Genomic DNA, 14134 nt, shown 5'->3' on the forward strand with positions numbered 1-14134 from the left:
AGTAGTATGAATATAGTGAAAGCTAATAGGAGCATTAGAAATAGAATTATTGAAAGGAATATTTGTAATTACTCTAAAGAAAAACTGAAAACTATATAAAATACTTGCAATTCTATGACATTTTGATAGAATAGTAGAGTAAAGTTAGACTGTATTGCCTACTGTCTATCTATAAAATATATTTTATTGGAGGCTTTTCCTAAATGGCAAAAGAAAAATACGATCGTAGTAAACCACACGTTAACATTGGTACAATCGGACACGTTGACCACGGTAAAACTACTTTGACAGCTGCTATCACAACTGTATTGGCTCGTCGTCTTCCTAGCGCAGTTAACACACCAAAAGACTACGCTTCAATCGACGCTGCTCCAGAAGAACGTGAACGCGGTATCACAATCAACACTGCACACGTTGAGTATGAAACTGAAAAACGTCACTACGCTCACATCGACGCGCCAGGACACGCGGACTACGTTAAAAACATGATCACTGGTGCCGCTCAAATGGACGGTGCGATCCTTGTAGTAGCATCTACTGACGGACCAATGCCACAAACTCGTGAGCACATCCTTCTTTCACGTCAGGTTGGTGTTAAACACCTTATCGTCTTCATGAACAAAGTTGACTTGGTTGACGATGAAGAATTGCTTGAATTGGTTGAAATGGAAATCCGTGACCTTCTTTCAGAATACGATTTCCCAGGTGATGACATTCCAGTTATCCAAGGTTCAGCTCTTAAAGCTCTTGAAGGTGATTCTAAATACGAAGACATCATCATGGACTTGATGAACACTGTTGACGAATACATTCCAGAACCAGAACGTGACACTGACAAACCATTGTTGCTTCCAGTCGAAGACGTATTCTCAATCACTGGTCGTGGTACTGTTGCTTCAGGACGTATCGACCGTGGTGTTGTTCGTGTCAATGACGAAGTTGAAATCGTTGGTCTTAAAGAAGAAATCCAAAAAGCAGTTGTTACTGGTGTTGAAATGTTCCGTAAACAACTTGACGAAGGTATTGCCGGAGATAACGTCGGTGTCCTTCTTCGTGGTATCCAACGTGATGAAATCGAACGTGGTCAAGTATTGGCTGCACCTGGTTCAATCAACCCACACACTAAATTCAAAGGTGAAGTTTACATCCTTTCTAAAGAAGAAGGTGGACGTCACACTCCATTCTTCAACAACTACCGTCCACAGTTCTACTTCCGTACAACTGACGTAACAGGTTCAATCGAACTTCCTGCAGGTACTGAAATGGTTATGCCTGGTGATAACGTGACTATCGACGTTGAGTTGATCCACCCAATCGCCGTTGAACAAGGTACAACATTCTCTATCCGTGAAGGTGGACGTACTGTTGGTTCAGGTATCGTATCTGAAATCGAAGCTTAATTAATATTAAGTTCCCAATACAATTATTCGTCAGACAATAATTGAGAGAGTCGAGTTTACTCGGCTCTTTTTGGTGTTTGAAAATGTTTGTATTCTATACTTTTAAACTGTTTAAGGTCCTTAAGCTAAGTTTTGATAGTGATAAATAGACATAAAGCAGATCGAGTTTTCGGAATTTTCCTAAAATCCTAGTAATAGTAAGGGATTTGTGATAAAATAAACGAGTAAATAAATAAAAGAAGAGGTATGTGAAATGTCACGTAAACCATTTATCGCTGGTAACTGGAAAATGAACAAAAATCCAGAAGAAGCAAAAGCATTCGTTGAAGCTGTAGCATCAAAACTTCCTTCATCAGATCTTGTTGAAGCTGGTATCGCAGCTCCTGCAGTTGACTTGACAGCTGTACTTGCCGCTGCTAAAGGTTCAAACCTTAAAGTTGCTGCACAAAACACTTACTTTGAAAATGCTGGTGCCTTCACTGGTGAAACTAGCCCACAAGTTTTGAAAGAAATCGGTACTGACTACGTTGTTATCGGTCACTCAGAACGTCGTGACTACTTCCACGAAACTGATGAAGACATCAACAAAAAAGCAAAAGCAATCTTTGCTAACGGTATGCTTCCAATCATCTGTTGTGGTGAATCACTTGAAACTTACGAAGTTGGTAAAGCAGCAGAATTCGTAGGTGCTCAAGTTTCAGCTGCTCTTGCTGGATTGACTGCAGAACAAGTAGCTTCAACAGTAATCGCATACGAACCAATCTGGGCTATCGGTACTGGTAAATCAGCTTCACAAGACGACGCACAAAAAATGTGTAAAGTTGTTCGTGACGTTGTAGCTGCTGACTTTGGTCAAGAAGTTGCTGACAAAGTACGTGTTCAATACGGTGGATCAGTTAAACCTGAAAACGTTGCTGAATACATGGCTTGTCCAGACGTTGACGGAGCTCTTGTAGGTGGTGCATCGCTTGAAGCTGAAAGCTTCTTGGCATTGCTTGACTTCGTTAAATAATTTTACATAAAGTCGGGGTTTCCCTCGGCTTTTTTGTTTTTTGATGAATAGATTTAATAATTGCTTGGGATAAGACAAATGCTATTGGTTTGTAAAAACGAACGCTTTAGGTCCTGTCTTTTATAGGTTTAGGGTCTCACGAATAGAATTGGACTGCCCAAAGAGATAGATAATATGCTATAATTAAAATAGTATAACTAGAGCTCAGACGCTAATAGTCTGTATGCTCCGCATTTTTTCCCAAAAAAGGAGAGTTAGAATCATGACTTTTGATGCAATTGACCAAATGGCGGTCAGTACTATTCGTTCGCTTTCGATCGAGGCAATTCAAGCCGCGAATTCTGGGCACCCAGGTCTTCCTATGGGTGCAGCGCCAATGGCTTATGTGCTTTGGAACCATGTGATGAATGTTAATCCAAAGACTAGCCGTAACTGGACAAACCGTGACCGTTTTGTTCTTTCTGCAGGTCATGGTTCTGCTTTGCTTTATAGTCTATTGCACCTTTCTGGCTATGATGTGACAATGGACGACTTGAAGAATTTCCGTCAATGGGGCTCTAAGACTCCAGGTCACCCTGAAGTTAACCATACTGATGGTGTTGAAGCAACATCAGGTCCTCTTGGTCAAGGGATTGCTAATGCTGTAGGTATGGCAATGGCTGAAGCACACTTGGCAGCTAAATTTAACAAACCTGGTTTTGATATTGTTGACCATTATACTTATGCCCTCCATGGCGATGGTTGTTTGATGGAAGGTGTTTCTCAAGAAGCTGCCAGTCTTGCTGGTCACCTTAAACTTGGTAAGTTGGTACTTCTTTACGATTCAAATGATATCTCACTTGATGGACCAACTTCAATGGCTTTCACAGAAGATGTTAAGGCTAAGTTTGAAGCTTATGGTTGGCAACACATTCTTGTCAAAGATGGTAATGATTTGGAAGCTATTGCTAAAGCCATCGAAGAAGCTAAGGCTGAGACAGATAAACCATCTATCATTGAAGTTAAGACAATCATTGGTTATGGAGCTGAAGGACAAGGAACATCAGCTGTCCACGGTGCTCCAATCGGTCAAGATGGTATTGATCACGCAAAAGGTGTTTACGGTTATGATGCACCGGCATTTACAGTTCCAGATGAAGTTGCTCGTCGTTTTGAAGCTGGTATTAAATTCCGTGGTGAAGCTGCTGAAAATGCTTGGCAAACTAAATTTGCAGAATATGAAACTGCTTACCCAGAATTGGCTGCTGAATACAAGGTTGCCTTTGCAAATGAACCTGTAAACGTTAACTTGAATGCTCATGAATTGGGTTCAGCAGTAGCTAGCCGTGTATCAAGCCAACAAGCTATCCAACAGATTTCTGAACAAGTTCCTTCATTCTGGGGAGGTTCAGCAGACCTTTCAGCTTCTAACAATACTATGGTTAAGGCTGAGTCTGATTTCCAAGCAGATAACTATGTTGGACGTAATATTTGGTTTGGTGTGCGTGAGTTTGCTATGGCTGCAGCGATGAATGGTATTGCTCTTCATGGTGGTACTCGTGTTTATGGTGGTACCTTCTTCGTCTTCTCAAACTACTTGCTTCCAGCAGTACGTATGGCAGCTCTTCAAAACTTGCCAGTAACTTATGTTATGACACACGACTCAGTAGCAGTTGGTGAAGATGGACCTACTCACGAACCAATCGAACAATTGGCAAGTGTGCGTTCAATGCCTAACCTTAACGTTATCCGTCCTGCAGATGGTAATGAAACTAATGCTGCATGGAAACGTGCCTTGGCTGAGACTGAACGTCCAACAATGCTAGTCTTGACACGTCAAAACTTGCCAGTCCTTGATGGTACTGCTGAAAATGCTGAAACTGGTGTCAATAAAGGAGCTTACATCATCTCAGAAGCAAAAGGTGATCTTGATGGTATCATCATTGCAACTGGTTCTGAAGTAAAATTGGCTCTTGATACGCAGGCTGCTCTTGAAGCTGAAGGTGTGCATGTTCGTGTTGTTTCAATGCCATCACAAAACCTCTTTGATGAACAAGAAGCTGCATATAAAGAAGAAGTCCTTCCAACAGCTGTGACAAAACGTTTGGCTATCGAAGCTGGAACTAGCTTTGGTTGGGGCAAATACGTTGGTCTTGCAGGTAAGACACTTACTATTGATACGTGGGGTGCCTCAGCACCTGGTGACCGTATCTTTAAAGAATATGGTTTCACTGTTGAAAATGCAAGTCAACTTTACAAATCATTGTAAGAAAAGAAAGAGCTTGGTTCGTCTAAGTTCTTTTTTGTAAATTTCATACAGAACTTGACTTTTTAGGACATAGTGCTAGAATGACTGTGTCAGCCGATTTAGCTCAGTTGGTAGAGCAACGCACTCGTAACGCGTAGGTCACAGGTTCGAAACCTGCAATCGGCATGGTCAGAAGTATTCAGATAGAAAAAGGGGTTTTTAGAAACCTCTGTTTTCTTTTGTCCTAGATTGTTCATTTAAGCTAAAATTTGATAAAATAGAAGATGAAAAAAATCAGAAGGAAGTATCATGTCAAAAGGGTTATTAATCTCAATTGAAGGGCCAGACGGTGCTGGAAAGACTACAGTTTTGGAGGCGCTTTTGCCTCGTCTTAGAGAAGCCTATCCAGTCAAAGTCGTGACGACACGTGAACCAGGCGGAGTAGCTATTGCAGAGCAAATCCGTGAGGTTATTTTGGATGTCAATAATACGGCTATGGATGCTAAGACAGAGCTCTTGCTCTATATTGCGGCTCGTCGTCAACATCTGGTTGAGAAGGTTTTGCCAGAGCTTGAAAAAGGCAATATGGTCATCATGGATCGTTTTATTGATTCATCAGTTGCTTATCAAGGTACTGGCCGTGGCTTGAATCAGGATGAGATTGCCTGGTTAAATGCCTATGCGACCGATGGTTATAAACCTGATGTGACCCTATTGTTTGATGTGGATTCTGAGACTGGTTTGGCCCGCATTGCAGCCAGCAGTGAACGTGAAGTCAATCGGTTGGATTTAGAGAAGCTTGACTTGCATCAGCGTGTACGTCAAGGTTATTTAGATTTAGCACAGGCTGAACCAGAACGTATCAAGCTAATCGATGCCTCACAGGCTTTTGAAGATGTTGTAGAGGACGCTTGGAAAGTAATTAAAGGCTATTTATAAGGAGCAAGATGAAGTTAGCTGAAAGTCAAAGCAAACTATTTGAAGAGTTTTCACAAATTATCAGGGAAAATCGTTTGAGTCATGCTTATTTGTTTTCGGGTGATTTTGGAAGTCTCGACATGGCTATTTGGCTAGCACAGAGTCGATTTTGTGTGACTCCTGAGAATGGTCTACCTTGTGGTCATTGTCGTCCCTGTCGCTTGATTGCACAGGGGGACTTTTCTGATGTTAAATTAGTAGAGCCGCAAGGACAGATTATTAAGACGGACACGATTCGTCAGTTGACCAGAGAGTTTAGTCAATCGAGTTTTGAGGGGCAGGCTCAGGTGTTTATCATTCGTGATGCAGATAAGATGCATGTCAATGCTGCCAATAGTCTATTAAAGTTTATTGAAGAACCTCAAAGTCAGATTTATATTTTTCTTTTGACAGCTGATGATAGTCGTATGTTACCGACGATTAAAAGTCGAGCTCAACTCTTTTATTTTCCTAAGAATCGGGCTTATCTGGAAGAATTGCTGCAGAAGGAAGGCTTGTTGCTGACACAAGCCAAAGTGTTGGCGGATTTTGCTAAAGATGATGTTCAGGCTTTAGACTTAGCTAAGGATAATAGGATTCTTGATCTGATTAATACAGTAGAGCGTTTTACACAGTCCCTGCTATCTAATCAGGACCTGCTTTATTTGGATGTTGCAAAACTGGCTGTCCAGTGTAGTGAAAAGTCGGAACAAGAGATGGTCTGGGCTTTTTTAACTTATCAATTGGGGAAGGATATACAAAATCCACAAGCAAGACGATGGTTAGGCTTAGTTTATGAGGCACGAAAAATGTGGCTAGCTAATGTCAGCTTTCAAAATGCGATGGAGTATATGGTATTATCATGACAGAAGTCATTGGAATAAAATTTGAAGAAACTGGAGCAGTAGAATATGTTGTTCCTGATAAAAATTATGCCAAAGATGACTTTGTAGTCGTTTTGGAGAAAAAAGATAAGCGCCTAGCTCAGGTTGTCATGGAAAACGCTGATTTTCCTGAGGTTAGTTTGCCTGCGGATTTGAATCGGGTTGAAGGATTGGCAGGGGAGAAAGATTTCGCTAGATATGATGAAAATCTTTTGAAGGCTGAAAAGAGTATGGGAGTAGTAGCTGATTTAATTGCTCAAAATCAGCTAGAAATGAAGGTCGTTGATATTGTCTTTCCACTAAATTGCTCTTATGTACTAATCAGTTTTGTTGCTGAAAAACGGGTAGATTTTCGTCAGTTGCTCAAAGATTTGGCTTCTTACTTTAAGACACGTATTGAGTTACGTCAGATTTCAAGTCGTGAGGAATCAAAGATTTATGGTGGCTTAGGACCTTGTGGTCGGGCACTTTGTTGTTCTAGTTTTTTGGGTGAATTCCCACCAGTATCGATTAAGATGGCTAAAAATCAGAGTTTATCTTTGAATTCTGGTAAGATGAATGGGGTCTGTGGTCGACTTATGTGTTGTCTCAGTTATGAAGATGACTTTTACCGAGATAGCAAGGCTAGTTATCCTGACTTGGGTGATGACATTGAAACCAAGGATGGTACAGGTCAGGTCGTTGCCATTGATGTAATTGCAGGGACCATTAAGGTTGTATTTGAAAAAGGGCGTGCGCCCCTAACTTATGGAGTGGAGGAAGTTCAGCTAAATGGAAAAGCGTGAATTGTATGATAAATTCGAGGAATTATCACAAAATTTGATGTCGATGTTGGCAGAAGTGGAAGCAATTAAGGCGAACTTCTCAGGGATTCTTGATGAAAATACGGCCCTCAAGTTGGAAAACGACAAGTTGCGTGAGCACTTGAGTCAAGTGGTTCAAGAGGAGACAGGGACTAAAATGTCTCATGGTAAGGTGAACCTCGAGGCTATTTATGATGATGGATTCCATATTTGTCCAGATTTTTACGGCCAACGTCGTGATAATAATGAAGCTTGTGGCTTCTGTGCAGAATTGTTGTACGGAGACTAAACATGCAGGTTCAAAAGAGTTTTAAGGGGCAATCTAGCTACGGTACCCTCTATCTGGTTCCCACACCTATTGGGAATTTGCAGGATATGACTTTTCGTAGTGTGCAAATCCTGAAAGAGGTGGATCTTATTTGTGCGGAGGACACGCGCAATACGGGTCTCTTGCTCAAGCATTTTGAGATTGAAACCAAGCAGTATTCTTTTCATGAGCACAATGCTTATGAGAAAATTCCAGATTTACTGGAGCGCTTGAAGTCAGGTCTTTCTTTGGCTCAGGTTTCTGATGCGGGGATGCCTTCTATTTCGGATCCTGGGCATGATTTGGTCAAAGCTGCCATTGCTGAGGATATTCCAGTGGTGGCCTTACCGGGAGCATCGGCTGGTATTACAGCCTTGATTGCCAGTGGTTTAGCACCCCAACCTCATATTTTTTATGGCTTCCTACCCCGTAAAAAAGGACAGCAGATTGATTTCTTCAAGGAAAAACTGTCTTATCCTGAGACACAGATTTTTTACGAGTCACCTTACCGTGTGGCGGACACCCTTGAAAATATGCATGAGGTCTATGGGAACCGTCAAGTAACTTTAGTTCGAGAATTGACCAAGCTTTATGAAGAGTACCAACGAGGATCTATTTCAGAAGTTTTAGATTATATTGCTAGTAATCCTCTCAAGGGTGAATGTTTACTGATTGTGGCTGGAGCTTCTGAAAATGATAAGGAAGAAAATCTAACATCAAATGTTACCCCGGTAGAGGCTGTAGAAGCTTTAATTGCCTCTGGAATGAAACCTAATCAGGCTATAAAAACCGTTGCTAAAGAGCGAAAAATGAATAGACAAGAGCTTTATAACCTTTTTCATGGGGTTTAAGAGGCTCTTTTTTGTGGCAACACAAGATGTTAGAAAAGAAAGAATTATCAAAAAATTCCGTAAATACACTTGTTTGTCTCATGATTTTGTATTATATTATCTGACATAAAATAATTTATGCATTGGAGTGGTTTCATGGATACAGGTAGCAGTGCCTTTATATTGATTTGTTCTGCCATGGTTTGTTTGATGACACCAGCCTTGGCTGCCAATGGTTTGGCGGTTCACGCGCTAATAACCACTCATGTGTCAGCTGCTGCAGCCATGTTTTCATGGTTGGCAATTGAAAAACATGTCACAGGACATCCATCCTTGGTTGGTGGTTCAACCGGTTTGGTAGCAGGTCTAGTTGCAATCACACCTGGAGCTGGTTTTGTTTCAATTTGGAGTGCTATCCGTATTCGTACTGGTGAACGTGGTGGAGACGCCATTTAATATAATGGAGGCTTAAACCGGTTGGTTTGGGTCTTTTTTAGTGAATTTTGATATACTTAGAGAAGTTAGTATGATTGAGGGGGTGACCAATTGGCAAAAGGAAAAAAGAAAAGCAAGTCGAAAGCTAGACCTAAGAAAACTAAAAAGAAAAAGAAGTCTTTCTTGCTCTTTCCTAAATTTTTCCAGAAGTGGAGTCTGATTTTTATTGGCCTATTTGCCTTGTTGGGACTCCTTGCTAGTTTGAATTTTCCAAGGTTGACCATGGAAAAGAACATGACATCTACGGATGAGACGACGGTTGCTTTTATTGCAGAGATTGGCGAGACGTCCCGCTATTTGGCGGCTAGAAACGATCTTTATGCATCTGTCATGATTGCTCAGGCCATCTTGGAATCAGACTCTGGACAATCTACTTTGAGTCAGAAGCCGTCCTATAACTTCTTTGGAATTAAGGGGGACTATAATGGTCAAAGTGTAACCCTACCAACCTGGGAGGATGATGGTAAGGGCAATCCTTACTATATTGATGCAGCTTTTCGTTCTTATGGCTCTGTGGAAAATTCTTTACAGGACTACGTAGACTTCCTTGAGGGCAGCTACTATGTAGGGGTACACCGTTCCAAGACTAAGAATTATAAGGATGCCACAGCTGCCCTAACAGGGGTCTACGCTACGGATACAACCTATGGAGACAAATTAAACAGCATCATTGAACAATACCAGTTAACCATTTATGACACTTATTAGGGTCGAAGGAGAGTAAAATGAATCAGAACCAAGTGAAACTCATTGCAATAGATATGGACGGGACGCTCTTAAATAGCCAAAAAGAGATTCCTGAAGAGAATATTAAGGCTATTCAAGAAGCAGCTGCGGCAGGTATCAAAATTGTCCTTTGTACAGGACGCCCACGTTCGGGCATTCTTCCACATTTTGAGAAATTAGGACTGAGTGAAGAAGAGTATATTATCATGAACAATGGTTGCTCTACTTATGAAACTAAAAATTGGACCTTGCTGCAATATGAAAGTTTATCTCGCCCTGAAATGGAAGAACTTTTGCAGGCTTGCGAAGACTTTCCAGAGGTGGCTCTAACCTTGACTGGAGAAAAGACTTACTATGTTGTGGGCGATGAGGTGCCTGAGTTAGTAGCTTATGATGCTGGCACTGTCTTCACAGAAGCGAAAGCTAGGAGTTTGGAAGAAATCTTTGCGGAAGGGCAAGTGATTTTCCAAGCCATGTATATGGCAGATTCTGAACCTTTGGACGCCTTCCAAAACGCCGTGCAAGATGGACTTAGTCAGAGCTATAGTACAGTTCGTAGTCAAGACTATATCTTTGAAATCATGCCACAAGGGGCAACAAAGGCTAGCGGGCTTAAACATTTAGCAGAAAAGCTTGACATTAACCCAGATCAAATCATGGCTCTAGGCGATGCTGCCAATGACCTTGAAATGCTTCAATTCGTCGGTCAAAGCGTTGCCATGGGTAATGCGAGTGACGACATTAAGGCTTTGTGTAAGTATGTGACTTTGACAAATGACGAGGCAGGTGTGGCACACGCCATTCGTACTTGGGCTCTATAAGAAAAAGACCTTTAGCTTTATTGTTTGCTAAAGGTTTTTCGATTTCTGATAATGGCAATGAGAGTAGTAAGTGTGATAGTGACATCAGTGATGGCAGCTGGGTAAGCCTGAATGGTCAAATCGTAAATTAGCCAAAGTAACATATTTTCAATAATGACCCAGCGAAGCCACTGAAGGTTTGGTGTGGCAGCAATAGCTAGGCTATAAGAAACTGAAGAGATGATAGGTAAATAACCAATAATCCCAAGTTGATTGAGATAGGTTCCGACGATGATTTGAATAATGATGAGGATGGTCAAGATAGTCTTGGTCATCTTCTTTTTGACCATCAGGCTATTACGTATGATGGAAATACTAATGGTTAAAGCACCGGTATAGCCTCCGAGAAGCAGGTTGGCAATAGCAGTAAAAATATAGTCGGTAATTTGCCAGACGAGCATCTTATTTTTTGATTTTGCAAAAGAGGATATAGCGACACATAGGGCACCTATGGCTGAGAATACTTGTGCTAGAAGATAGAATGTCATGGTATAACTTTCAATTTTTTGTCTCTATTGTATCACAAGGATTCAAGATATTTTCATCTCTATTTTAGAATTTACAAGTCTAATATGTTAGCGTTTACATTAGAAAATGATATAATGAAAGTGTAGAAGATATTTTTCCCTTAAAAGTAGAGAGAACCTGATGTTTCCTTATAACATAGGCCCTATCTTTACTTTTTATGAAAGACTAGAAATGAGGAAATGATTATGAAAAACAAATTTTCCCAAGCAATCGTGCTTTCAATGGTTACCCTTTCCTCAGTGGCTTTGCTGACGGCCTGTTCCAGCCATAAGGAATCGAGTTCAGCAGATAAGACGCCTAAGAGCAGCCAGGTGACCTCATCAAGTAAGGCTAAAACATCCAGTAAAGATAGCGGTAAGACTAGCAAGTCTAGTGCAAAGGTCAAGGAATCTTCGGGTTCAAAGGCGGAGTCTTCAAGCACGCAAAGTAGTCAAAAGGCTTCTGCCCCAAGTTCAAGTAGCAGTCAGGCTCAGTCGTCATCTTCAAATAGTTCATCTGTTCCCTCAAGCAGCCAGTCCCAAACTCCTAAATCTTCAAACGAGAGTCAGTCTTCAGCCAGTCAATCTCAAGCACCAAAGAGCTCAAGTGATAGTCAAGCCTCAAGTAGTCAATCTAGCAGCCAAGCTCAATCTAAAACGGATACGCAAGTGATCACCGTGGATATGGATGTGAGTGCGGTAGCGCGTGGCCAGTTTGAGAGTATTGCTGGAACTTGGAAGTCCAGTGATGGCAGTCGTCTAGTCTTTAACAATACTAGTCTAGTAGGAGATATCACTGCCCAAGGTCAAGCGACAGTTCACAATTATGTGCACCCGAAAGATAATTATCAAGAGGGCTCTGGTAAGTATGATGCCACCCTTTCAAGAGATAGGGGTGACACCTCTGGTATTGTTGGAGATATTAGCTTTGTCTCTAAAAAGGCAGCTGTTTCTGGTCCAAGTTATGAACAAGATACCATTCAAGTAACCAGTACTGGTGGAACAAAAGTCTACTTTAAAGAATCAGATAATGTGACGCTACCTAAAGACGTGACAGTTACTGACAATCAACTTCCAATTGATGGTGGCATAGCAGAATCTGGCAGCTACAAGCTTACCAAACGTACGGCTGTCAAAAATACTCCTAGTGATAAGGCTCCAGTTGAATTTTACTTAGAAGCAGGTGATCAGATTAACTTTGATATGAAGGTTAATCAAGATGGTCATAGTTGGATTTCTTATATCAGCTATAGTGGTGTTCGCCGTTATGTTCAAGTGGATTAATTGAGATATCTATAAAGGTCAGATTTTCTTCTGATCTTTCTATTATTTTGTGGAAAAGCCTTGTTTATTCCCTAATAAATAGATACAATAGAAAGGTCGGTTTTACCGAAAAATTTTAAATAATGAGGACAAAAATGTGTCAGTAAATTGGCAAGATATTGCGTTTTCTTTCCTCGGTGGTTTGGGGCTTTTCCTCTTTAGTATCAAGTACATGGGAGATGGTCTTCAACAAGCAGCCGGAGATAAGTTGCGTTTTTACATCGATAAGTATACCAGCAACCCGTTTTTAGGGGTTTTGATTGGTATTGTCATGACGGCCTTGATTCAGTCGAGTTCAGGGGTTACCGTTATTGTCGTCGGTCTGGTTTCGGCAGGGCTTTTAAGTCTTCGTCAGGCTATTGGTATTGTCATGGGGGCAAACATCGGGACAACCGTAACTTCCTTCATGATTGGTTTCAAGCTTGGTGACTATGCCCTTCCAGTGATTTTCCTGGGGGCTGCGCTTCTCTTCTTTACAAGCAATAAGAAGCTCAATAACCTAGGTCGTATCTTGTTTGGTGTAGGGGGAATTTTCTTTGCCCTTAACCTTATGGGAGATGCGGTAGAACCTTTGAAGTCAGTTACAGCCTTTAAGGACTACTTGGCAACCTTGGGTGATCGCCCAGTCATGGGGGTTATCATCGGTGCTGGCTTGACCATGTTGATTCAATCGTCAGCAGCGACCATCGGTATTCTTCAGAGTCTCTATTCAGGTGGTTTGCTTGATCTGCAAGGTGCCCTTCCAATCCTCTTTGGAGATAATATCGGGACGACTATCACAGCGGTTCTAGCTGCTCTTGGTTCAAACATTGCAGCTAAACGTGTGGCAGGGGCCCACGTACTGTTCAACGTCATTGGGACGGTCTTGTGTTTGATTCTCTTGGTACCATTCACAGCCTTGATTCAATGGTTTAAGTCTGTGCTTGGTTTGACACCTGAGATGACTATCGCCTTTGCTCACGGTACTTTTAACATTGCAAATACTATTGTTCAATTCCCATTCATCGGACTCTTGGCTTACCTTGTGACTAAGATTATTCCTGGTGAAGATGAGATTAACAAGTACGAAGCACTCTACTTGGACCGTTTGCTTATCACACAAGCACCAGCTATCGCCCTTGGTAATGCTAAGAAAGAATTGGTGCACTTGGCATCGTACGCCATCCAGTCTTTGGAAGCTTCCTATGCTTTCTTTGCTAAGGGAGATGAAAAATACTTCGATAAGGTTGAGAAGTATGAAACAGCAGTTAATAGTATTGACGAAGAGTTGACAACTTATTTGATTGACATCTCTAACGAATCTCTAAGCGTTTCTGAAAATGAAGTGTTGGCAAGTGTGCTTGACTCTGTTCGTGACTTGGAGCGTATTGGTGACCTTGCAGTTGCAAGTGCAAACCTTTCACAACACATTCATAATAAGGGAATTGAATTTTCTGATACTGCCAAGGCTGAGCTTGCGGATGTTTACAACCGTACTCACCGTATCGCCCTTGATAGTATTCGTGTTGTTGTAGATGACGATAAGGTACTTGCAGGTCAAGTCATCCTTCGCCATGAAGAGTTGGAAAAACTTGAAAAACAATTGCGTAAAATACATACCAAACGTCTTAACAATGGTGAGTGTACTGCACAAGCAGGTATCAACTATGTTGATTACCTCTCACATTACACACGTATCGCAGACCATGCGATTAACCTTGTTGAAAAGGTTACAGAAGGTGTGATTTAATAGAAAAAGTCGAGAAAATTTCTCGGCTTTTTTGTTATAATGAAAGCGTATTAAAAACATAGAAAAATGATGAGA

At 41.3% G+C, this 14134-nt stretch carries 13 protein-coding genes, 1 tRNA gene and 1 pseudogene; 14 read left to right on the top strand and 1 reads right to left on the bottom strand.

The features are described from left to right. Positions 1-203: 203 nt before the first annotated feature. The 12 genes and pseudogenes from tuf (at position 204) to PCY16_RS00220 (ending at position 10462) form a co-directional block, all read left to right on the top strand. Positions 204-1400, top strand: coding sequence for an elongation factor Tu (tuf, locus tag PCY16_RS00165; RefSeq protein WP_002890213.1), 1197 nt, complete (start codon positions 204-206; stop codon positions 1398-1400). Between the two features lie 253 nt (positions 1401-1653). Next, positions 1654-2412 (top strand): triose-phosphate isomerase, encoded by a 759-nt coding sequence (tpiA, locus tag PCY16_RS00170; protein WP_195413694.1) that lies wholly within the window; start codon positions 1654-1656, stop codon positions 2410-2412. Between the two features lie 262 nt (positions 2413-2674). Next, positions 2675-4660: a transketolase gene (tkt, locus tag PCY16_RS00175; RefSeq protein ID WP_195413695.1), complete on the top strand. Its 1986-nt coding sequence runs from the start codon at positions 2675-2677 to the stop codon at positions 4658-4660. Between the two features lie 92 nt (positions 4661-4752). Continuing rightward, positions 4753-4825, top strand: a tRNA-Thr gene (locus PCY16_RS00180). A 123-nt stretch (positions 4826-4948) separates the two neighbouring features. Beyond that, positions 4949-5578 carry a dTMP kinase gene (tmk, locus tag PCY16_RS00185; protein ID WP_004183060.1) on the top strand — a complete coding sequence of 210 codons (630 nt, stop codon included), beginning with the start codon at positions 4949-4951 and terminating at the stop codon, positions 5576-5578. A gap of 8 nt (positions 5579-5586) precedes the next feature. Further along, positions 5587-6462: a DNA polymerase III subunit delta' gene (locus tag PCY16_RS00190; RefSeq protein ID WP_195413696.1), complete on the top strand. Its 876-nt coding sequence runs from the start codon at positions 5587-5589 to the stop codon at positions 6460-6462. Then, a complete protein-coding gene (gene ricT / locus PCY16_RS00195; protein WP_048676194.1) occupies positions 6459-7265 on the top strand; it encodes a regulatory iron-sulfur-containing complex subunit RicT in 807 nt (268 codons plus the stop codon). Before PCY16_RS00190 ends, ricT begins: the two co-directional genes overlap by 4 nt. Then, positions 7252-7572, top strand: coding sequence for a DNA replication initiation control protein YabA (yabA, locus tag PCY16_RS00200; RefSeq protein WP_002887582.1), 321 nt, complete (start codon positions 7252-7254; stop codon positions 7570-7572). The genes ricT and yabA overlap by 14 nt, the downstream gene beginning before the upstream one ends. A gap of 2 nt (positions 7573-7574) precedes the next feature. Then, the gene (rsmI, locus tag PCY16_RS00205; RefSeq protein WP_002890224.1) at positions 7575-8441 is read left to right on the top strand and encodes a 16S rRNA (cytidine(1402)-2'-O)-methyltransferase; all 867 of its coding nucleotides are present in this window, start codon (positions 7575-7577) and stop codon (positions 8439-8441) included. A 198-nt stretch (positions 8442-8639) separates the two neighbouring features. Then, positions 8640-8837 (top strand): annotated as a pseudogene (locus PCY16_RS00210) (ammonia permease); the annotation flags it as partial. A gap of 129 nt (positions 8838-8966) precedes the next feature. Continuing rightward, positions 8967-9623, top strand: a complete 657-nt coding sequence (locus tag PCY16_RS00215; protein WP_002890229.1) for a glucosaminidase domain-containing protein — start codon at positions 8967-8969, stop codon at positions 9621-9623. Positions 9624-9640: 17 nt separating this feature from the next. Beyond that, entirely contained in the window at positions 9641-10462 is an 822-nt protein-coding gene (locus PCY16_RS00220; protein ID WP_195413697.1) for a Cof-type HAD-IIB family hydrolase, read from the top strand. Between the two features lie 17 nt (positions 10463-10479). Here the strand turns inward: PCY16_RS00220 and PCY16_RS00225 are convergent, their stop codons facing one another. Next, positions 10480-10989 carry a YgjV family protein gene (locus PCY16_RS00225; protein WP_175060836.1) on the bottom strand — a complete coding sequence of 170 codons (510 nt, stop codon included), beginning with the start codon at positions 10987-10989 and terminating at the stop codon, positions 10480-10482. 225 nt (positions 10990-11214) lie between these two features. On the opposite strand from PCY16_RS00225, the gene PCY16_RS00230 reads away from it, so the two are divergent. Both PCY16_RS00230 and PCY16_RS00235 read left to right on the top strand, forming a co-directional pair. Then, entirely contained in the window at positions 11215-12291 is a 1077-nt protein-coding gene (locus PCY16_RS00230; protein WP_145516441.1) for an SH3 domain-containing protein, read from the top strand. Between the two features lie 136 nt (positions 12292-12427). After that, the gene (locus PCY16_RS00235) at positions 12428-14059 is read left to right on the top strand and encodes a Na/Pi cotransporter family protein (RefSeq protein ID WP_002890237.1); all 1632 of its coding nucleotides are present in this window, start codon (positions 12428-12430) and stop codon (positions 14057-14059) included. Positions 14060-14134 lie beyond the last annotated feature (75 nt).

The organism is Streptococcus sp. SS4 (assembly GCF_030440125.1).
GTDB lineage: Bacteria > Bacillota > Bacilli > Lactobacillales > Streptococcaceae > Streptococcus.